This window comes from Bifidobacterium sp. LH_389 (assembly GCF_056357235.1).
Genome location: NZ_JBKEVR010000004.1, coordinates 64,251 through 85,519, shown reverse-complemented (window position 1 = coordinate 85,519; position 21,269 = coordinate 64,251). Strand labels below are relative to the sequence as shown.

Genomic DNA, 21,269 nt, shown 5'->3' with positions numbered 1-21,269 from the left:
GGCGCGGCCAACCGCAACACAGCACCACCCAACCTCCAAAGAGAGAGACCATGAAGAAAAGTCTGCTCGCGCTGGCCTCCGGCGCGTTCATCCTCGGCGCGGCCGAATTCGTCATGATGGGCATCCTGCCGCAGGCCGCCGAGGCCATGGGCGTGGACATCCCCACCGCCGGCCACTTCATCTCCGCGTATGCGATCGGCGTGTGCATCGGCACGCTGATCCTGGTCTTCGGGCGCAAGGTCCCCCCGAAGAACCTCATCATCCTGTTCATGGCGATCGCCCTGACCGGCAACCTGCTGTCCGCCGTGTCCGTGAACGCGCCCATGCTGATCATGGCCCGCTTCATCTCCGGCCTGCCGCACGGAGCATTCTTCGGTACCGCCACGCTCATCGCCAAGACGCTCGCGGACAAGGGCAAGGAGGCGCAGTCCGTGGCCGCCATGGTCACCGGCCAGACCGTGGCCAACATGCTCGGCGTGCCGGCCGGCACCATCATGGCGGAATTCGTGTCCTGGCGGCTCGCGTTCGCCATCCTGGCCGTCTGGGCAGCCATGACCATCGCGCTTACGGCCGCGTGGATCCCGTTCGTGCCGCCCATCAAGGACGCGGGCATTGCCGGTCAGTTCCGTTTTCTCACCCGCCGCGGCCCGTGGGTGATCCTCGCGGCCGTGTTCACCGGCAACGCGGGCGTGTTCTGCTGGTGGAGCTACGTGTCCCCGTGGCTGCAGAAGACCGGCGGATGGCCGGCCAATCTGGTGCCGATGCTCATGATGCTCGCCGGATTCGGCATGGTGGTGGGCGGTCAGATCGGCGGGAAGATCACCGACCGCTGGCGGCATGCGGGCACGGCGGCCGTGGGACAGGCCATCTCCTGCATCGGCCTGCTCATGGTGCTGGCGCTGCCGGGCAACCGCGGCATAACGGCGCTGCTCACGTTCTGGATCGCGTTCGGCCTGTTCTTCATTTCCGCGCCCCAGCAGCTGCTCATGACGGAGGCCGGTCGCGGCGGCGGCGAGCTCATTGCGGGCGCGGCCGTGCAGGTGGCGTTCAACTTCGGCAACGCGGTCGGCTCCATGGTGGGCGGCGCCATGCTCAACGCCTTCGCCATGGACTACCGGTTCACCGGTCTGGGCGGACTGCCGCTGGCGGCGCTGTCGGTGGGGATGCTCGCCTACTATTCGTGGCGCTGCGAGACGGACACCGAAGCCGTCCATCGCCTGCGCGAAGTGAAGGTAGGCTAATCCGCCGCGATCCCGACCCGATCCCGACCCACACTCGCGGACCTTTTCAGAAGCCTCCCCACGTCTCAAGCCGCTGTCACATTCCAAAAATGGCGGCGATTCGAGACACAGGGAGACTTCTTCGTGTCTCAGACCGCATCCGTTTGCGCATCCGTTTGCACATCCGTTTCCAACTGTGCGCAAGATCACAGCGCGCGGCGGCGAAACCCCAAAGCCGCGAATGCCCAGCCCGCCTAGACTAGTCGGTGGAATACAGTGCTTTCACCACCAAGGAGGCTGGCATGGCGGATCATTTCGACGCGAACGCGTTTCTCAAAGGGCTGGACGCGATCTTCGACGCGCACGAGCAGGCCAAGAAGGCCGAACCCTATCTGCTGCAGGGGCTGACGGACGCGGAGAACGCGCACGACGACGCCGGTCAGCTCACCGTGCTCAACGAGATCATGGGCTTCTACCGTTCCCAGTCCCGCCACGAGGACAACCAATGGATGGTGCAGCGGGCGCTGGAGCTCGCCTCGCACATGGGCATCGAAGGCACCGAGGCATGGACCACCACGCTCATCAACGCGGCCACGAGCATGCGCGCCGCCGGCAAGTACGATCAGGCCGAGGCCCTGTACCGTCAGGCGCTCGACTCCGCGCTCAAGACCTACGAGCCGACCGACCGCCGTCTCGCCGCCCTGCACAACAACCTGTCCATCCTGTACAGCGAGACCAAGCGGATCGACAAGTCCGAGGCGGAACTGCGCGAGGCGCTGCGCATCCTCGAATCCGCATCCCCCAACGCCAACGAGGACCTGGACGTGGCCTCCACGCACACCAATCTCGCGCTCACCCTGCTGGCGGAGGACAAGACCGAGGGCGCGGCCGTGCACGCCAAGAAGGCGCTGGAGATCTACCGCGACGGTCACTTGGAGCACAGCGCGCACTACGCCTCCGCACTGGCCGGCTACGCGCAGGTGTGCTACCACACGTCTCTGTTCGTGGACGCGGTGGACGCGTACCGCCACGCGCTGGCGGTGATCGAGGAATGCTACGGCACGGACAACGACTACTACCGGGTGACCGAATCGAACCTCAACGACGCGATCAAGGCCGCCCGCGAACTCGGCATGAAGGTGCCGGACGAGAACCCGTACGCGGGCGGCGCCGGCAAGGCGGAGGCCCCCGCGGACACGAGAGCGCTCAAGGATGCCGGCTCCAGCGCCGCGAACTCGCTGTTGGAGGACGAGCAGGCCGCGCACGCGGACATCGCCGCCACACTCGACCGCAAGCCCATGACCGGTCTGCAGCTCGCCAAGGCGTACTGGCAGGCGTACGGCAAGCCGCTGATCGAGGAGAAGTACCCGGAGTACAAGGGCCGCATCGCCGCGGGACTCATGGGCCATGGCTCGGAATGCTACGGCTTCGACGACGAAATCTCGCAGGACCACGACTTCGGACCCGGCTTCTGCCTGTGGCTCACCGCCGAGGACTACGCGAAGATCGGCGAGCAGCTTCAGGCCGACTACGAGGCGCTCCCCCAGACGTTCGAAGGCTACGGCCCGCGCGAGCAGACCGCACGCGCGCAGGGCGCCGGCCGCCGGGTGGGCGTGTTCGAGATCGGGCAGTTCTTCACCGCCATCACCGGCTACCCCGAGGCGCCCGCCGAGGACGCGCCGCACGAGTGGCTCATGCTCGACGAGGCGACGCTGGCCGCCGCCACGAACGGGCAGATCTTCACCGACCCGCTGGGCCGCTTCTCCAAGGTGCGTCAGGGCTTCAAGATGATGCCGCAGGACGTGCAGGTCTCGCTCATCTCCCGCAGGCTCGGCATGATCGCGCAGGCCGGCCAGTACAACCTGCCGCGCATGCTCAAGCGCGGCGACGGGGCGGCCGCATGGCTGTCGATCGGCGAATTCGTGAAGGCCACCGCCTCGCTGGTGTTTCTGCTGAACAACCCCGTATCCGTCGGCTATCTGCCGTACTACAAGTGGAGCTTCGCCGCGCTGCGCAAGCTGTCCCGCCGCATCGCCACCGTGCTGGGCGACGTGCCCGACCAGCTCGAGACCGTGATGCGCCTCGGCTCAGCGGCCTGCTACGGCGGCGCGGGATTCGGCGAAGGCGGCAAGGGCTCGGCGCCGGCCGCGGAGCAGATCAACCGGACCGTGGAGCACATCTGCGCCGAGATCGTTACGACGCTCAACCGCGAGGGGCTCACCACCTCCCCGGAAACCTTCCTCGAATGGCAGCGGCCGTACGTGGAGGAGCATATCGCCAGCGCCGATCCCTCGCTGAGGAGCCTGTGATGGCGGGCGGCGAAGGCATGACGGCCACGGACGAGCTGGCCACGGACGAGCTGGCCGAAACGATCGTGCGCCACGAATGGGACCAGTTCCAGCGCACCAACAACGAGGGCGGACGGGCCTCCTGCCAGGGCAACTGGCCGGTGTTCCACCAGATGCGCCTGAGCCAGTTCCTCACGTGGCCCGCCGACCTCAGGCGCAGCTACGCAGACGATCTGGACGAGGCCGACCGTGTGGGCCGCAACCTCGTGACGGAAAAGTACGGCCGCATGATGGCCTCCACTGCGCCTGAACAGTACCGCAGGACCATCGAGCCGTACATTCCGCGGCTTTCCGAGGAGCGCGTGGCCCGCCAGGAGACGATCATCGCGCAGCAGGTGGCATGGGCGGACGACTTCCGCACGCGCTACCCGCATCTGGGCGAGGCGATGCGCGTGCTCACCACCGCAGAGGACACACCGGAGAAGACCTCCTTCGAAACGTACCTGCGCGGCGAACTCGGCACCTACTCGGAGCGCACGCTGGGACTGTACGAGGCGATGATTGCAGCCAAGCGCGCCGCCGGGGAGAACCTCACCGAGCAGACGATCCTCAACACGGTGACCATCGGCGGGTTCGACGGTCTGGACGACGCCGAAGCCCAGCTCGCACGGTAGAGCGGGCGGCGCATTGGCAGACACCGTATACCGAAACGTCGGATTTCGGCACCCGAGACGCCACTAAGGTGGAACGCGTGAAGGTGAAATCGGCAAGGGCAATCCGTTTCGTCGTGGCCGCGCTGGCGGTCTGGGCCGTACTGGCCGTGATCGGTGCGTTCATGACGCCGCCCTGGCAGGTGCGGCCGTACACGGACCACCTCGTTCCCGACACGCCGGATACGGCCATCATCTCCGCACGAAGCGGCGGCGGCACGCCGATCGGCACATACGAAGTGCGTGAGTCCACGGTCACGGTGCAGCTGACGGACACGGTGAGCGTCAAAGCGATCGTGCGCGAACCTGTCGGGGCGGCGGAGGACCGTCCGGCCGTGCTCATGCTCCACGGGGCGGGAACCGGCCGGGCCGGCGAAGTGTACGGGGACATCGCCCCGCAGCTGGCAAGCGCCGGCATCGTGACGATGGTGCCGGACAAGCGGCTCGACAACTACGGGCTGCTCCACCGCGACTACGTTGGCATGGCGCACGACTACGAGAAGGAGCTCGACGCGCTGCGGTCCATGCCGGGCGTGGATCCGGGGCGCACCGGGGTGTACGCCGAATCGGAGGGCACGTGGATCAGTTCGGTGATGACCGCCGAGCGGCCGGATATCGCATTCAGCATCATCGTGTCCGCGCCGGTGTATTCGGGTCGGGAACAGATGACCGCCGCAGCGACTACGTACTTTGCCGATACGGACGTGCCGGACGCCGTCCGCGCCGACATTCCCAAACTGGCGATGCTTGACTTTTCGCTGGCACGCCTCGACTATGCGGACTTCGACGCCCTGCCCAACTACGCGCGGCTCACGCAACCTGCACTGGTGGTGTACGGCACGCTCGACCCGTCCATGCCCATCGAACAGGGGGCCTTGGAAATCCGGGACCGGGCCTTGAGCGGTGCCGGCAACGGCAACGTGACGCTGCGCTATTATGCCACGAACCACCAGTTGCGCACCGGGTCGCGCATGTCCGAGCCGGGCCTGCCGCTCGATGTCAATTACACGCGCGATCTGGCCGCATGGATCTCCGGTGCGGTGGCCGGCACCACGGCCGGCGAGTGGCGCACGCCGATGACGGCCGGAGCGCAGCCGAATCAGGAATTCGCGGTGGCGGAGAGCGGGACCATGACGGCGGGAACGCTGTCGCCGCATTCGCTCACGCAGTTGGCGGTGCTCATGGCGGGCGGGCCGGCACTGCTGATTCTGGCTGGGATCGCGGCTGCGATCGCTACGCTGACACGGAGGACGGCGGCTCGCAAACGGGCAGCGGCCACGGGAACGACCACGGCAGGGACAACGGCGGACGTAACGGTTTCGGCACGGTTCCTCGGCGAGACAAGGACGGCTGCACACTCCGAGTCCGGCTTCGGCCGCGGCACCGCGGCGCGGCTGGCGGCGTTGGGCGCAGGCACGGCGGCGGCTCTGGCGCTGACCGTCGCCTATCTGGCGCTGATGGTAACGAAGACGCTGCGGCTCGAGTCCGATCCCCCGCTGTTCGGCGGTGGCTGGATCATGATGCGATGCCTGTCCGTGGCGGTTGCGGCGCTGTGGGCGCTCGCGCTGCTGCGGCTGCGGGACGTCTGGCACGGCAGGTCCGACCTCCGATGGATTGACTGGACCGCTGCCGCACTCACGGTTGCCGGCGCCGCACTCACCACCGGAGCATTGGCGTTCTGGGGCATGTTCGCGTTGTAGCGCGCGGCACGGGTCGCCGCGCTCAGTCCTCCTTGCGTCGGCGCAGCAGTCCGGCGACGGACCAGATGACGGCGACGAGGATGAACAGCACGCCGAGCACGCCGCAGGTCAGTGCGGCGGCCACACGCCAATCGACGTCGAACGCGGGCAGCCACCAGGGGAACCGCATGGCGAACGCCAGAATGGCTGCGCCGACGAGTGTCAGGATGACGCCGAGTACAATCGTGGCCGCGCTGGGCCCGGTCCTGCGGATCACGGCGGGATCGGCGGGCTCGTCCCTCGGCACCTGATGCATCGGCGTGCGGGGATCCGGTCCGCCGACGGGTCCGGAGTCCGGCTGCCGGGTGGCGTACAGCGGCACGACGGGCGGTTCCTGCGGCGGCGGAGTAGTCGCATGTTCTGGCATCACCGCGCTCTCCGTCGCCACCACGTTCTCCGCCAGCGCCGTACCGTCGTTCGCCCCGTTCACTCCGGTCGCCTCGGTCTCAGCGGCCGCAACGGTCTCGGCAGCCGCTCCGACGGCGGGCATCGCGCGGGTGTCGGCTGCCTCATCCACGGCATCCGCGGGCCGGGGCATCGCCACGGTGGGGGCGTCATCGTGCAAGCGTTCCTGATCGTTCATCATGGGTCTGCTCCTCGCGTGTTCTCAGTCGTTGTAGCCGGGCAGGGTCGAATCGGACCGGTAGTTCACGGCAACGTTCGCGAACATGAGCGCCGGCGTTTCGATGACGAGCTCCGGTTCCGCCGGATCCTGCGGACGGCCCTGCAGCCACTCGTAATGCGGATCGAACGTGTAGTCGCCGTCATCGGACTCGCCATCCTGCGACGGGTTCCACTGCACGTGCGCGTTACTGGCCGTGATCCGCCCGTCGCCCAGGGGAAGGGCGCCGGAGATCCTGCCGTACATGCAGTTCTGGCGGATCAGGGTGCGCCATTCCTGCTCGGTGTAGCCATCCCGCCATGGAGCGGCCGACGGGAAGCAGCCGTACTGGCTCAGGCTGGCGAACCGGTAGCTGCAGCCGTCGGGCAGGGTGATCGACACGTCGGCGGAACGCACGGCGAGACGGATCGTGCCCGCCGGGCAGGTGGACTGCGCGGTGGTGCCGTCGTTGAGCAGCACCTCGTGCGTGCCGTTGTTGCGCTCGTAGTCGGTCAGGTCGATGTTGAGGTCGGACGTATTGTTGCGCCCGGTGGAAGCCTGCCAGTAATAGCCGCCGCCGGGCCAGGGGTCATCGGCGCCGAGCACGGAAACGCCCGTCGTCAGCTGCGCCATGCGGTCCGGGGCGGAGCCGATCGTAGCGAAATCGCCCACGTCGAGGCGGGTGAATCCGGCCGTGCGGGCGTTATACTGCCGGACGGCGTAGGCATAGGGCACGCTTGCGCCCATGACGGCCACGACCAGCACGCCCACCGCGAAGGCGAGGGGAATGAGTCCGCCCGAGCGCCGGCCCATGCAGCCGAGCGCCACGATCAGCACGCCGAGGGCAATGCACGCCCACGCGACCGCCGTCATGGCCAGCGTGAGCTGACCGGTGAGCGTGGGCTCGTGCATCTCCTGTATGGCCAGCCATGCGCCGGCGATGAGCATCAGGCCGATGACGGTCATCACGACCGGAAATCCGGCCGGCTTGCGGCGTAGCGTGCGCACGGGCGAACGGGGCGAAGCGGTACGGATGGGCGCGGCGAACGGAGTCGGTGCCGGGAAGGCCGGGGAAGCGACCGGAGAGGCGAGACGGCCCGGGGTCGAGGAGTCGATCGGGCCCTCCGAGACCGGGGTGGCGGCATTCTGAGCGGGCATCGTTGGATAGGTGCCGCCGGCGAATGGCATGCCAGCGGAGACTCCGGCAGCGGGATCTCCGACGTCGGCCCGCCATCGCGCCACATCGCGTCTGCCCCACTGCACGAGCACGAAACCGCCCAGCAACGCGAGTGCCAGCGCAACCAATCCCGCCCCCGGCAGCGCGACGGTCACCGTGAGCAGCAGCGCCACGCCCAGCAGGTTCCAATCCCACCGCCCGTCCATGAGATCCTCGGCATAGATCCGCCCGGTCTCGCGGTCCGGCAGCATGGCCCACGCGCAGGCGTAGAACGCGGTGCCCAGGCCGCCCAGCAGTACGGCCCCCAGCATGAGGCCGCGCACCAGCGTCGGACTCCAGCCCGCACGCTCGGCGATGCCGCCGCACACGCCGCCTATCCAGCGGTCCTGCGAACGGTCGATGCGCGAGGAACGCACCCAATCGAACAATCCATGTCCATTCCAGTCAGTGCTCATACCTCCATTACAGCAAGCCGACGCACGGCGACCCATCAGGGAACACCCTGATTTCTCCCGGAAAACCATGTCCGGCCCCGACCCCGGCCCCGAACCGCGGCCATAATGGAACCATGACCTTCCCCACTCCCCCGGCCGCCCCGCAGCCGCAACAACCGCGACGGCTCCGGCCGCCGCAGCGACTGCCGCTCATGCGTCCGCGCTCGGGACGCATGCTGTGCGGTGTATGTCAGGGCGTCGGCATGCACCTCGGGGCGCCTGTGGCGCTGGTGCGCGTGCTGTTCGCCGTCGCGGCATGTCTGTTCGGCGCCGGCATCGTCACCTATGCGTTCCTATGGGTCACGGTGCCCAGCGGCGACCCGATGGCCGAGGCTGCCCGGCGTGCCCGCGCACGGGCCGCAGCCGACATGCCGCTCGCCAAGGGGAACCGCAGCACCGGCGCCGCGTACGGCCAGGATGGGGAAGGCGGGGAACACGGGGAAAGCCTTGCCGAGGCGATCCGCCGCGCTCCCAGGGTGCCGCTCATCACCGTAACCGGCATGGCGCTGCTCGCCCTGTGCGGGATGCTCACCGTGACGGGCGTGCCGATGGCGCTGTTCGTGCCGTTGCTGCTGGCGACGGGCGCGGTGGGCGTATCGTGGCTGCATGCCAACGAACCGGATTGGCAGACGCGCTCGCTGCTCATCGGCGTGGCGCTGCTGGTAGTCGCCGTCGCCCTGTTCGCCGCCCTGAACTTCGTCACCTTCGCAGACAAGGCACTCGCCCTGCTGGTGGTGCTTGCCACGCTCCTGGCCGTGGGACTCATGCTCGCACCCTGGACCACCGCCATGAGCCGCAGACTCACGCGCGAGCAGGCCCTGAAGGAACGCGAGGAGGAGCGTGCGGACATGGCCGCCCATCTGCATGACGGCGTACTGCAGACCCTGGCGCTCATCCAGCTGCACAGCAACGAGCCGAACACCGTGTTCACGCTGGCCCGGTCGCAGGAACGCGAACTGCGCGAATGGCTGTACCAGGAGCGGGGTACCTCAGAGCGTTCGGTGAGTGCCGGGGTGAGGGAGCTCGCCGCGCGCATCGAGGACGAGCACGGCCGGCCGGTCGAGGTGGTGACCGTGGGGGATGCGCGCCCGAGCGCCCAGACCGATGCGCTGCTCGACGCCACCGCGCAGGCGCTGCTCAACGCGGTCATGCACGGCGGCGAGCCGATCAGCGTATACTGCGAGGCCGGGCCGGCAAAGGTGGAGGTGTTCGTGCGCGACCACGGCGACGGGTTCGACGTGCAGGCCGTGCCGCCGGACCGGCTGGGTATCCGCGAGTCGATCGTCGGGCGCATCCGGCGGCGCGGGGGCCGGGCGGAGATCGTGTCGAGGCCCGGATGGGGCACCGAGGTGCGCATGCACATGCCGGTCGGCACCCCGGAAGATCCCGTCGGCGGAACGGACGGTTCTTCGGACGGAGGAGCGGGCAGCGGCGCGGCAGCGAAGACGGAAGCGGGCGGACACCGAGAAAGGGATGAGGCATGAACGAGAGCACGGACGAAGGCACGGACAGGAATTCCGCCGGCGGAGCGGATGCCGGGGCGGGCGGCGGGACGGGCGAGACCATCCGCGTGGCCGTGGTGGACGACCATGAGATGTTCCGCGCCGGCGTGATCGCCACGCTGCGCGGACAGTTCGCGATCGTCGGGCAGGCACCGGACGTGGAAGGCTCGGTGGCGATGATCGCCGACGTGAAGCCGGACGTGGTGCTGCTCGACGTGCATGTGCCGGGCGGCGAGGGAGGCGGCGGCGCGGAGATTCTGCGCCGGGCACTGCCCCTGTCCCCCCGTTCGGCGTTCCTGGCCCTGAGCGTGTCCGACTCGCCGCAGGACGTGGGTTCGGTGATCCGCGCGGGAGCCCGCGGCTACGTCACCAAGACGATCGGCGGGGCGGACCTCATCTCCTCAATCCGTCAGGTGTACGAGGGCTATGCGGTGTTCTCGCCCAAACTGGCCGGTTTCGTACTCTCCACCTTCCGGGACGGTTCCGGGGCAGAACCGGGCCCGGCCGCTACGCACGACGACGAGCTGGACCGGCTGTCCGCCCGGGAGCAGGAGGTCATGCGGCTCATCGCACGCGGATACACGTACAAGGAGGCGGCCGCCGAGCTGTTCATCTCCGTCAAGACCGTGGAGACGCATGTGAGCAACGTGCTGCGCAAGCTGCAGCTGTCCAACCGGACGGAATTGACGCTCTGGGCGGCCGATCGGCGGATCGTCTGAGCGTTTCCGGTTCACGCGATGTTTTCGAAGTCATCGTGTGAACCGGAAACCATGTTCGTTTTCAGCCTCGCATCGCTGTGAAATCAACGATTCAGGCGTGCGGCAATGTGCGGATTCGTGCGTTTCCCGGTTCACAAGAAATTTGCGAGTTCATCTCGTGAACCGGAAATCAGCCCAACAGCCTCCGACGCAGGTCCTCGGCACCTACAAATTGGATGCCGAACAGTCCCACGGCGCTCGCGGCGTCCGCATTGCGGGCCTTGTCGTCCACAAATGCGGTGGATGCCGGGTCCACGCCGAACCGGGAGATCGCACGGCGGTAGATCTCCGGGTCCGGCTTGTGGATCCGCTCCGCGCTGGAGACCACCACGTCGCGCAGCAGTCCCAGTGCCGGGAACAGTTCGCGCGCCGCATCCACGTACTTGACGGTGAAGTTGGTCAGTCCCCAGCAGCGCACGCCGGCCGCGTCCAGATCGTGCAGCAGCGCCTCCATGCCGGGGATCATGCCGGCCAGTGCCATGCGCTGGCGTTCGAAGTACACGCGGAACACCCATGCGACGGCCGGGCCGTGATGCGCCTCGTAATCGGCGAGGATGCGCTCCTCGCTCCAGCCGAGGTCGGACAGTTCGTCGTAGTGCCAGAAGCCATGGTCATCCGCGCGGTCGAAGAACATGTCGATCACGCCGGGCGGGTACTGGCCTTCGAGCGGGATGCGCGGCTGCCAGTCGAGCAGCACGTCGCAGAAGTCGAAGATCACATCGGTGTAGGCGGGGGCGGGGTATGTGGGTTCGTTGTCCATATGGGTCACCTTAGCGCGGAAACGGGCGGCTCTGCGGCAGAACGCCGGTCATCCCGCCGTGAAGGCTGCCGTTGCCGTGTGGCGGACAGCCGCACGTAGCCGGAGTGATGCATGGTGAAGCGGATGCGGTCCGCCAGATAGCAGTCCACGGCACGCTCGCACGGCCGGCCGAGCGCGTCACGGGCGATGCGCCGGATGCGCACCAGCGGCGTGCCGGGCGCCACTTCGAGGCGGGAAGCCATCGCGGCGTCCGCGGTGACGGTCTCCATGGTCTCGTCCACCGCGGCGGGATGCACGTCGTACTCCCGCTCGAACATGGTGTAGAACGGCTCCGTGAGGTCGCGCGAGAGAAACCGGGGGAACAGTTCGGCCGGCAGACGGCTGGTCTCCACGCTCAGCGGCTTGCCGTCGATGAGCCGCAGACGGGTGATGTCGTAGATCATGGGCGAGGGGCCGGCGAGCTCGAGCAGACGCACGTCGGACGGGGACGCGGGCGTGATGACGGCATGCAGCACCACGGAGGAGAGCGTGAAGCCCTGCCGCCGGGCGATCACCGGCAGCGACTCGGACGTGTTGAAATTGCGTTCGAGCCGCCGGTCGGCCACGACGATGCCTCCGCCGCGGCCGATCTTGCGGATCACCTCGTGCGTGGATTCCAGGCTCGCCAGCGCGATGCGCAGGTCCGAGCGGCTGATGCCGAAGTCGGCGGCCAGACCCCGCTCGGAGCCCAGCTTCTCCCCCGGTTCCAGTTCGCGCTCGCGGATGAGCGCACGCACCCGGCGGACGACCTCGCTGGCCGGCATGCGCCGCCGCGGCCGTCCCGCATCCGCGCCTTCACCCGAGTCTGCGCCACGCCGCCCGTCACCCATGGCTGCCGTCCGTTCCACGCTCACCGCTCACCGTTCGCCCTGCGTCGCGCGCTCTCACAGACCGAGCGTGGCGAGGGTCTTGGTGAAGCCGTCCATGAACCAGTCCACGTCCGACTCGCTGAACACCAGCGGCGGGCGCAGTTTGAGGATGTTGCCGAAGCGGCCGCACACGGAGGTGAGGATGCGATTGTCACGCAGGGTTTCGAGGATGTCCAGCGCGGCCTTCTGGTCGGGCTCCTTGGTGCCGGGCCTGACGATCTCGCAGCCGATGTACAGGCCCGCGCCGCGCACGTCGCCGATGCACGGGTGCGCGTCCATGAGACCGGCGACGGCCTGCTTGAACACGGCCCCGACGCGCTTGGCGTTGCCCATGGTGTCCTCGTCGCGCATCACGTCCAGCACGGCCTGCGCGGCGGCCATGCACACCGGGTTGCCGCCGAAGGTGTTGAAGTACGGGATGGAGCCGGCGAACGGCTCGAGCACCTCGTGGCGGGCGGCCATGAGCGAGGTGGGCAGGCCGTTGGCCATGGGCTTGCCGGAGGTGACGAGGTCCGGCACAATGCCCTGACGACCAAAGCCCCAGAACGCATCGCCGGTGCGGGTGAAGCCGGGCTGCACCTCGTCGGCGATCCACACGCCGCCGAGCTCGTGCACGGTGTCGATCACGGGCTTGAGGTAGCCGACCGGGTCCGGGTAGACGCCGTCGGAGGAGAAGATCGAGTCGGCGAGCAGAGCCGCGAACTTGATGCCGTGACGGTTCATGTCGGCCACGGCCTTGCGCACCTCGCTCGCCATCCAGCCGCCGAACTCCTCGGCGGTGCATGCGGCGGCGGGCTTGCCGTCGATGGTCAGGCGGTAGGTGTCCGGCGTGGGGATCATGCGCATGGTCAGCCCCAGGGTCTGCGCGGTGCCGAGCGCCGGGGACAGCTTGGAGGTGAGCGCGGAGTTGCCGTGGTAGGCCTCGTGCGTGACGATCACGCCTTCGCCGCCGGTGTAGGTCTGGGCCACGCGCACGGCGAGATCGTTGGCCTCGGAGCCGGTGCACTGGAACATGATGCGGTCGATCTCGGCGGGCATGGTGGAGAGGATATCCTCCGCATAGTGGAGGATGTTCTCGTGCAGGTAGCGGGTGTGCGTGTTGAGCATGGCCGCCTGCCGGCTCAGCGCCTCCACCACGCGCGGATGGCAGTGGCCCACGGAGGCGACGTTGTTGTACACGTCCAGATACTCCACGCCGTCCGCGTCCCACAGGTGGGAGCCGCGGCCCTTCACCAGATGCACCGGATTGCGGTAAAACAGGCGGTAGGCGGGGCCGAGCACCTCACGTTCCTCGGTGAGCTTGCGGGTTTCGGGGTCGAGTGCGGCCGCCATCTCGGGGCGGAAGCTGTTGGTGTCCATGATCGTCGATCGCGTTGCCATGATTCCTTCTTTGCTGCTTGGGGCTTGTGAACGGGCTTCTTGATGCCGACGCCTGCGAGCGTAACCCACCAATGTTGTTCGCGTGTAAGTCGTGGTCACCGCACGGTAACCAACCATTTGCATGCTTGAAAGCGCTTTTGGTTGCATCACGGCACACAAGAGCGCGCCCGCGGACGATGACATCCGCAGGCGCGCCGGGAGCCCGGGGGACCGAGCCGGCGAATCGGCTCAGTCGTCGGTGCGGTACTCGGACTTGCCGCCGGACGCCGCGAACTCCTCCTCCGGGGAGAGCACGAGGTGCTTGCGGCCGTACACCGCGAAGAACACGGTGGCGAGGATGTAGATGGCGACCATGGTGTACACGGCCAGACGGTAGTCCGGGTTGAGCAGCACGGCCACGAAGATCGCGAAGGCGAGCAGGCCGGCCACCACCGCGCCCGGAGTGCCGAAGCGGGAGACGAACGGGCGCTTGATGTGCGGCATGTTGCGCTTGAGCAGCACGTAGGAGACCATCTGCAGCAGGTAGGCCAGCACGGCGCCCCACACGGCGATGTTGAGCACCACGGAACCCGCGCCCTCACCGCCGTACGCGATGATGAACAGGGCCGCGAAGCCGATGACCGCGCCCACGATGAGCCCCCAGTACGGGGTCTTCTTCTTGCCGGTCAGGGACAGGAAGGCCGGGTAGTAGCCGGCGCGGGACAGCGAGTAGAGGTTGCGGCCGTAGGCGAACATGATGCCCTGGATGGAGGCGAGCAGGCCGATGAGCGCGAATGCGGACAGCACGGCCGCCACGTTGCCGGGCAGGATGGCACGGTAGCCGTCGAGCAGCGGTTCGTCGGAGCCGGACAGGGCCTCGGCGCCGATGACCGCCGGGTTGAGGAAGACGATGATCAGCGCGGACAGGCCCAGGGTGAAGATGCACAGGCGGGAGGACTTGGGGATGTTGCGCTCCGGATCACGCACCTCCTCGGCGGCCAGCGGCAGCTGCTCGATGCCCAGAAACAGCCACATGGCGAACGGCATGGCGAAGAAGATCGCGCCGGCGCCGAACGGCAGGAACGCGGAGTTGCCGCCTTCGGGGGCGATGTTGAGCAGGCTGGAGAAGTCGGCCTTGCCAGTCACCAGCGCGCCGATGCCGAACAGGGCCACGATGGCGAGCGCCGCGATGGAGACCACCTCGGCGAAGCGGAACGAGGTCTCCGCGCCGAGCCAGTTGACGACCACGAAGATCGCGTACAGGGCGAGCCACCAGACCCACTGGTAGCCGGCGTCGTCCAGCGAGAAGCCGGTGAGGTCCGCCAGGATCGCGTCCGCGTAGGCGGAGGAGAAGTAGACGATGGTGGCGGCGGTCATCACGTATTCGATGGTTTCCGCGAGCCCGGTGAAGAAGCCGCCCCACGGGCCCATCGCCGCGCGGGCGAACGAGTAGGCGCCGCCGGTGTGCGGCATGGCGGAGGCCATTTCGGAGATGGAGTTGAGCATGAGTACGTACATGACGTACACCACGAGCGCGGCGACGAGCATGCCGCCCCAGCCGGCCTGGGCGATGCCGCCGTTCCAGCCGGAGAAGTCTCCGGAGATGACGGCCGCGATGCCGATGGCCCACAGGCCGAACGCCCCGGCGGTGCGTTTGAGCTGCCGCTTGGCGAAGTAGTCCTTGTCGGTATGGATGTAGGTGACGCTGCTCAGGCCCGAGCCCGAGGTCGTTGACGTTGCTGTGGCGGACATGGTGACCTTCCTCTCTGGTGGGATGCCGCTGGGTGGATTTGGCAGATGGATGGGAATGGATGGGGATGTTGGATTTCTTTCAGTGCAGCAGCCACAACGGGTCGTCGAGGTACCGCTGCGCACAGGTCACGCTGCCGGGCGCCTCCTCGGCGGCCATGCCGTCGGGCAGTGCGTCGGCGCGATGGTTGGTGGTCCAGCCGAGCATTTGCAGCCGGCGGATCATGGACAGGGCGCTCATGACGTGCAGTTCGTCGTCGCTGAACTCGCCGGCCACCTCCTGATAGCCCTTGACCCACGCCTTGGCGAGATCGGGGGCGTACGGCTCGTGCTCGATGAAGCTCAGCGAGGACGCGTAGTCGTAGAGGTACCAGCTGTAGCCGGCGTCGTCGAAGTCGATGATGGTGAGCTTGCCGTCCGGCCCCTTGATCACGTTGGACGGGCGCAGGTCGGCGTGGATGAGCCCCCAGGTGTGCGGCGTGCGCGGCACCTTCATCACCACGTCCATGGCCTTCCACAGGGCCGCGTTGCACAGTTCGCGCTCGTCGTCCGTCAGGTCCGCGGTCTCCCAGCGTCCCCAGCGCGGGGAGGGACCGACCATGTTGGAGATGTCCCAGTTGAAGCGCTTGAAGCCGTAAGGCTTGCTCCAGCGGCGCGACTGCTCGTGGAACTTTGCGGCCCACTGCCCGATCGTGACGTAATAGGGCGCGGGGTTGTCGAGGTCCTCGAGCACGGTGCCCTCCACGAACTTGGTGGAGATGACGGTCCAGCCGACGCCGTTGCCGTCGTGGATCTTGGTGACGAACGTGCCGCGCACGGTGGGCACGGGGTTGATGAGGCTGATGCCGTCGATGTCGTGCAGGGCGTTGAGCCAGCTGATCTCGGAGGCCACGGCTTCCGGCCCGCCCACGTAGCCGGGCTGGGAGACGCGCACCACGCCCTCCGGCCGGCCGTCGAGCAGGAGCACGAAGGTGGCGTTCTCGGAGACGGTGATGAGGTTCAGCTCGGCGCGCTCGTGGTTGATGCCCCACGCGCCGCACACGCCCTGAAACAGCCAGAACGGGGCCGGGTCGCCCTTGGTCAGGCCGCTGAACGTGTCCAGGCTGACCGTCTGCGTTGGGCTGTCGATGAGGCTTGCCAGTTGCTGTGCCATATCGTCCTCCAGTGGTGGGTGACGGCCTCGGGCGGCCTCCCGCAGGGGCCGCGGGCGCCGTCGTTCGCGTTGTTGGTTTGGATTGTGGCAGAAACCGGATAGGGAATCGCACGCGCGCTGTTACTGGGCGGTAACGATTGGTCGCGCGAATATTAATGGTCTGTTACCCCTGCCGTTGCCGGATCGTCACCCGATCCGCCGCCCGGACCGCCCTGCGTGTGCGGGGCGGTGACTTCCCCGTGATTGTCCGCACGGGTCGGCTAGCGTCGAGGCATGGCAAAGAATCCTGTGCAATACCTGTGTTCCGAATGCGGCTGGAGCGGCGGCAAATGGTTCGGCCGCTGCCCCGAGTGCGGCCAGTGGGGCACGATCGACGAATTCCACGAGGCGAGGCCCGCGGCCCGTTCCCGTTCCGGGGCAGTCGGCGCAGGCACGGCCGGAATCGCAGGCGCCGGCGAGGGCATGATGGCCTCGCGCACCCGGGCGGCCGCGGTGGGCGACGGGGTGGCGCAGCCGATCACGCGCATCGGCACGGAAAGCGTCACGCGCATTCCCACGGGGTTCTCGGAGTTCGACCGGGTGCTTGGCGGCGGCATCGTGCCCGGGTCGGTGGTGCTCGTGGCGGGCGAGCCGGGCATCGGCAAATCCACGCTGCTGCTCGAGACGGCCGGCAACGTGGCCCGGGCCGCGGCGGCGCACGGCGGCACGGTGCTGTACGTCTCCGGCGAGGAGTCGCAGGCCCAGGTGCGCATGCGCGCGCAGCGCATCAACGCCGTGGAGGACAATCTGCTGCTCGCCGCCACTACGGATCTGGCCACGGTGCTGGGGCTCATCGGCCGGACCATGCCGGCGCTGGCGATCGTGGACTCCGCGCAGACCATCACCTCGCAGGACGTGGACGGCATCTCCGGCGGTTCCACGCAAGTGCGCGAGGTGGCGAGCGCGCTGATCGACACGGCCAAGACGCTGGATGTGCCGGTGCTGCTCGTGGGTCACGTGACCAAGGACGGTTCGATCGCCGGCCCGCGCACGCTGGAGCATCTGGTGGACGTGGTCTGCCAGTTCGAGGGAGACGCGGAGACGGCCCTGCGCATGCTGCGCGCGGTGAAGAACCGGTTCGGCCCCACGGACGAGGTGGGCTGTTTCGATATGAGCGGCGAGGGCATAGAGGAGGTGACCGACCCGTCCGGGCTGTTCCTATCCGACGGTGACGTCGACGGGGGCACCGACGGGTCGGACGCCGCCACGGAGGGCACGTGCGTCACGTTCACGCTGGACGGCCATCGTTCGCTGCCGATCGAGGTGCAGGCGCTGGTGACGAGTTCGGTGCTACCCACGCCGCGCCGGGCCGCGAACGGCATCGATGCGAACCGGCTCGCCATGCTGGTGGCCGTGCTGTACCGTCACGGCCGCATCAACATGCTGGCCAACGACCTGTACGTGTCCACCATCGCCGGGGGACTTGCCAAGGAGCCGGCGTGCGACCTTGCGGTGGCGGCCGCGCTGGCGAGCGCCGCGAAGGGCAAGGCCATCCGGCGCGGCACGTGTGCGATCGGCGAGATTGCGCTGACAGGCCAGATTCGCCCGGTGCCGCGGTTGGAGCACCGGCTGGCGGAGGCGGCGCGGCTGGGGTTCACGCGCGCGGTGGTGCCGGTGAACCGGCGCAAGGGCCGGCCGCTCAAGGCCGATGGCATCGAGATCGTGGAGGTCGCCTCGCTGCGCGACGCCCTCGGCGCCCTCGGCGTGCTCGGCGCGGACTGAGCAGGCCGTGCGTCAAGAGGCACGTCTGGAGGCACGTCAGGCCGTAAGGCGTCGCGTCTCCTCCACGTTACGCTTGAGCTCAGCCACCAGTTCGTCCGCCCCTTCGAAGCGGATCTGCGGGCGCAGGTAGCCCGTGAATTCCACGCGCACCCGGTGGCCGTACAGGTCAAGCCAGTCGTCGGTGACCGCGTACGCCTCCACCACCCGTTCATGCCGACCGGTCTTTTCGCTGAACGTAGGTTTAGTGCCGATCGAGATGGCCGCCGGCCAGCGCCACGGGGAACCTGCGGCCAACCGGGACTGTTCGGACACGTCGGCGGAGCTCTCGGCTTCGGCGGCTTCACCGGCGGGGCCCAGATCCACCATCCACCCGGCGTACACGCCGTCCACGGGCAGGTAGCCGGCGATTTCGTCGCCCAGATTCGCGGTGGGGAAGCCGATGGTCCGGCCGCGTTCCTCGCCATGCACCACCGTACCCTCCACGGCGTGCGGATGGCCGAGCACGGCGTTGGCGTCGCGCACACGGCCCTGCGAGAGCAGCCAGCGCACGTTGGTGGAGCTCCACACGCGGGTGAGCCGGGCGTTACGGGCCTTGCTCCAGGCGCGCAGTTCCGCCTTGGTGAGGCCTGTCAGCGGGTCTGCCGGCTCGCCGTGTTCGGCCGGCATGTGCGGTTCGATCACGGCGGGCACTCGCACGTAGCCGGGACCGCGATCGTCCACCACGTCGAGCTCGAACACACCGGTGCCCTCGGCCAGCGTGCGGATGGCCTTCACGTCGCCCGCACGTCCGGCGCCCATGGCGGCATCCTGACCGAGCACGAGCGTGCGCATGCCCAGCTTGCCCACCATCTGCCCCAGGAAGAACCGGTACGACTTGGCGGCGAAGGCCAGCGTGTAGCGCACCACGAGCACGTAGTCCACGCCCATGGCATGCAGCGTGCGGATGCGTTCGTCCGCGGTGGTGAGCGCGTCGGCGTCCGTCACGTCCTCCCCCGGTTCCGCGCCGTCGTGCTTCCTGGCCCATGCGTGCACCAGCTGGGGACGCGGGTCGAACATCACCACGGCGGAGAGTGCCCCGTATTGGCCGGCGAGTTCCGTCACGCGGCGGATCACGGCCTGATGGCCCTGGTGCATGCCGTCGAACACGCCCACCGTCACCACGGATTTCCGGGAGGCACTCAGCGTGGGCCATGCAACCAGTCCGGTGGCGTCTGGGGTCAGTCTGATGATCTTCATCCGTTCGTTCCTTCGTTCCTTGTACTTCGCAACGCCTATTCCTGCGCGAACACCGTGACCGGCTTGGCCTGATGCCCGTTCGCCCGCTCCACGATGGCCACGAGGTCCAGCCCGTCTCCCGCAATGGCTGCGGTCGGCTGCGTGACCGTGCGTTCGATGCGCCTGCCGAACCGCAGCTCGCGGGCCTCGGCGTCGGTGACGTCCAGACTCGGCATGCACAGGCGTGCGGCGGCGGCCGCGGGCAGCGCACGCTCCAGCAGCGCGGCGGCGCGGTCCGCACCGGACAGGCCCTCCGGCAGGTCCAGCACCGCCCGGTTTCGAGTCACGGTCTCGCCTTCCCGATTCGTGAAGGTCTTGGGTTCCGTGTGCGCGTGCACCGCATGCGCGGCGAGGGATGGATCCGCAAGGTCGAACCGGCCCACGCGCGTGCGCCGCAGCCGGGTCAGATGTCCGCCCACGCCGAGCATGTTCCCCAGATCGCGGCCGAGCGCGCGGATGTACGTGCCGGACGAGCAGTCCACGCGCACGTCAACGTCGGTCACCGGGGTGCCGTCGGCCGCTGTGAGACCACCGCGCACGGCCAGCACATGGAATGCATGGATGGTCACGGGACGGGCCTCGAGCGCCACGTCCTTGCCTTCGCGGGCCAGATCGTAGGCGCGCTGGCCGTGGATCTTGATGGCGGAGTAGGCGTTCGGCACCTGCATGATCTCGCCGGTCAGCCGCTCGGCGATGACGCGCTCTATGGTCTCGCGGTCGGGCAGTGCGGTGTGCGAAGGCTGCACGGCCTCGGCAGAGTCCGGGGCGAGGATCTCGCCGTCCGCGTCGTCGGTGGCGGTGCGCTGGCCCAGCCGGATGGTCGCCTCGTAGGTCTTGTCGTGCCCGACGATCGGGTTGAGCAGGCGCGTGACCGTGCCGAAGCCGATCACCAGCACGCCGGTGGCCATCGGGTCGAGTGTGCCGGCGTGGCCGACCTTCTTCAGGTGCAGCGCGCCGCGCACGGCCGCCACCACGTCGAAACTGGTGACGCCCTGCGGCTTGTCGATGATCAGCAGACCGGATGCGTTGCCGGGCACGGTGTTCCTTTCCTTGGTGATGACCGTTGCCGGCGTGAACTCAGCCGGCATGCGTGGAGCGGTCAGGCTTCGGGGCGGTCGGCCCCGTCCTCGGACTCGGCGGACTCGGCGGCGTCATCAGCCTCGCCGTCCGCTTCGTCGTCCTCGTCCCAGTCGTCCTCATCCTCGTCATCCCAATCGGCGTCCCCGTCCTCGTCGTCACGCTCCTCGGGATGCTTGTACGGGTCCGCTTCGCCGGCGTACTGCGCGGTTTCACGGGCGCGCGCCAACTCCTCGTCGCGCTTACGGGCCACGGCGAGAATATCCTCGATCTCGGTGGCCTCGCCGGGCACCTCGTCGAAGATGAACTGCAGCTGCGGGGTCAGGCGCAGTCCGGCCTTGGCGCCCACGAGCGAGCGCAGACGGCCCTTCGCCTGCTCGAGCGCCTGCTTGGCGCGCTGACGTTCACCCTGCTCCTTGCCGGCATGGCCGAGCTGAGTCCAGTAGACCTTGGCGATCTGCAGATCGTTGGTCACGCGCACCTCGGTGATGGTCACGTTCGCCAGACGCTTGTCGTGCAGCTGCATCTCCATGTTGGAGGCGATCACACGCTGGATGAGCGCCGCAATGCGCGCCGCGCGGGGGTTGGTTCCTGCCATAATCACGTTCCTTTATTCCGTTATTCACGTTCCATTCGTTCGGGCCATGGCACGCACGCCCGAAATCACACTCATACCATAGTCGCACATCCAGCCCGCAAACGGCGAGGGCGCCCGCACCGTGCAAATACGGCGGGGCG

Annotated in this window: 17 protein-coding genes; 7 read left to right on the top strand and 10 right to left on the bottom strand. The window is 68.1% G+C overall.

Annotated elements, in window-relative coordinates:
• The first annotated feature begins 50 nt into the window (after positions 1-50).
• From AC1AZA_RS05925 to AC1AZA_RS05910, 4 genes are all read left to right on the top strand, one after another.
• On the top strand, positions 51-1,241 hold the full coding sequence (locus tag AC1AZA_RS05925; protein WP_476513820.1) for an MFS transporter: 1,191 nt from the start codon (positions 51-53) through the stop codon (positions 1,239-1,241).
• A gap of 281 nt (positions 1,242-1,522) precedes the next feature.
• On the top strand, positions 1,523-3,529 hold the full coding sequence (locus AC1AZA_RS05920; RefSeq protein WP_476513819.1) for a DUF4037 domain-containing protein: 2,007 nt from the start codon (positions 1,523-1,525) through the stop codon (positions 3,527-3,529).
• Positions 3,530-3,546: 17 nt separating this feature from the next.
• A complete protein-coding gene (locus AC1AZA_RS05915; protein WP_476513868.1) occupies positions 3,547-4,182 on the top strand; it encodes a DUF4125 family protein in 636 nt (211 codons plus the stop codon).
• Between the two features lie 77 nt (positions 4,183-4,259).
• Entirely contained in the window at positions 4,260-5,918 is a 1,659-nt protein-coding gene (locus AC1AZA_RS05910; protein ID WP_476513818.1) for an alpha/beta hydrolase family protein, read from the top strand.
• A 22-nt stretch (positions 5,919-5,940) separates the two neighbouring features.
• On the opposite strand, the gene AC1AZA_RS05905 is transcribed toward AC1AZA_RS05910, so the two are convergent.
• Together AC1AZA_RS05905 and AC1AZA_RS05900 are read right to left on the bottom strand one after the other, a co-directional pair.
• A complete protein-coding gene (locus tag AC1AZA_RS05905) occupies positions 5,941-6,543 on the bottom strand; it encodes a hypothetical protein (protein ID WP_476513817.1) in 603 nt (200 codons plus the stop codon).
• 21 nt (positions 6,544-6,564) lie between these two features.
• The gene (locus AC1AZA_RS05900) at positions 6,565-8,190 is read right to left on the bottom strand and encodes a PspC domain-containing protein (RefSeq protein WP_476513816.1); all 1,626 of its coding nucleotides are present in this window, start codon (positions 8,188-8,190) and stop codon (positions 6,565-6,567) included.
• Between the two features lie 113 nt (positions 8,191-8,303).
• Here AC1AZA_RS05900 and AC1AZA_RS05895 point away from each other — a divergent pair, with 113 nt between their 5' ends.
• Both AC1AZA_RS05895 and AC1AZA_RS05890 read left to right on the top strand, forming a co-directional pair.
• On the top strand, positions 8,304-9,713 hold the full coding sequence (locus tag AC1AZA_RS05895; RefSeq protein ID WP_476513815.1) for an ATP-binding protein: 1,410 nt from the start codon (positions 8,304-8,306) through the stop codon (positions 9,711-9,713).
• Positions 9,710-10,450: a LuxR C-terminal-related transcriptional regulator gene (locus AC1AZA_RS05890; protein ID WP_476513814.1), complete on the top strand. Its 741-nt coding sequence runs from the start codon at positions 9,710-9,712 to the stop codon at positions 10,448-10,450. Before AC1AZA_RS05895 ends, AC1AZA_RS05890 begins: the two co-directional genes overlap by 4 nt.
• Positions 10,451-10,619: 169 nt before the next feature.
• Here AC1AZA_RS05890 and AC1AZA_RS05885 read toward each other — a convergent pair whose 3' ends face one another.
• The 5 genes from AC1AZA_RS05885 to AC1AZA_RS05865 all read right to left on the bottom strand — a co-directional run bounded on the left by AC1AZA_RS05885 (position 10,620) and on the right by AC1AZA_RS05865 (position 16,418).
• The gene (locus tag AC1AZA_RS05885) at positions 10,620-11,249 is read right to left on the bottom strand and encodes an HAD family hydrolase (RefSeq protein WP_476513813.1); all 630 of its coding nucleotides are present in this window, start codon (positions 11,247-11,249) and stop codon (positions 10,620-10,622) included.
• Between the two features lie 5 nt (positions 11,250-11,254).
• On the bottom strand, positions 11,255-12,136 hold the full coding sequence (locus AC1AZA_RS05880) for a GntR family transcriptional regulator (protein ID WP_476513812.1): 882 nt from the start codon (positions 12,134-12,136) through the stop codon (positions 11,255-11,257).
• Positions 12,137-12,172: 36 nt separating this feature from the next.
• Positions 12,173-13,537: an aspartate aminotransferase family protein gene (locus AC1AZA_RS05875; RefSeq protein ID WP_476513811.1), complete on the bottom strand. Its 1,365-nt coding sequence runs from the start codon at positions 13,535-13,537 to the stop codon at positions 12,173-12,175.
• 228 nt (positions 13,538-13,765) lie between these two features.
• The gene (locus AC1AZA_RS05870; protein WP_476513810.1) at positions 13,766-15,268 is read right to left on the bottom strand and encodes an amino acid permease; all 1,503 of its coding nucleotides are present in this window, start codon (positions 15,266-15,268) and stop codon (positions 13,766-13,768) included.
• A gap of 79 nt (positions 15,269-15,347) precedes the next feature.
• Positions 15,348-16,418, bottom strand: coding sequence for a phosphotransferase enzyme family protein (locus AC1AZA_RS05865; protein WP_476513809.1), 1,071 nt, complete (start codon positions 16,416-16,418; stop codon positions 15,348-15,350).
• 273 nt (positions 16,419-16,691) lie between these two features.
• On the opposite strand from AC1AZA_RS05865, the gene radA reads away from it, so the two are divergent.
• Entirely contained in the window at positions 16,692-18,179 is a 1,488-nt protein-coding gene (radA, locus tag AC1AZA_RS05860; protein WP_476513808.1) for a DNA repair protein RadA, read from the top strand.
• A gap of 36 nt (positions 18,180-18,215) precedes the next feature.
• Here radA and ribF read toward each other — a convergent pair whose 3' ends face one another.
• From ribF to rbfA, 3 genes are read right to left on the bottom strand one after another with little or no spacing between them, the layout of a single operon-like run.
• Entirely contained in the window at positions 18,216-19,415 is a 1,200-nt protein-coding gene (gene ribF, locus AC1AZA_RS05855; RefSeq protein ID WP_476513807.1) for a bifunctional riboflavin kinase/FMN adenylyltransferase, read from the bottom strand.
• A 35-nt stretch (positions 19,416-19,450) separates the two neighbouring features.
• Positions 19,451-20,542, bottom strand: a complete 1,092-nt coding sequence (gene truB, locus AC1AZA_RS05850) for a tRNA pseudouridine(55) synthase TruB (protein ID WP_476513806.1) — start codon at positions 20,540-20,542, stop codon at positions 19,451-19,453.
• Between the two features lie 11 nt (positions 20,543-20,553).
• The gene (gene rbfA, locus AC1AZA_RS05845) at positions 20,554-21,129 is read right to left on the bottom strand and encodes a 30S ribosome-binding factor RbfA (RefSeq protein WP_476513805.1); all 576 of its coding nucleotides are present in this window, start codon (positions 21,127-21,129) and stop codon (positions 20,554-20,556) included.
• Positions 21,130-21,269 lie beyond the last annotated feature (140 nt).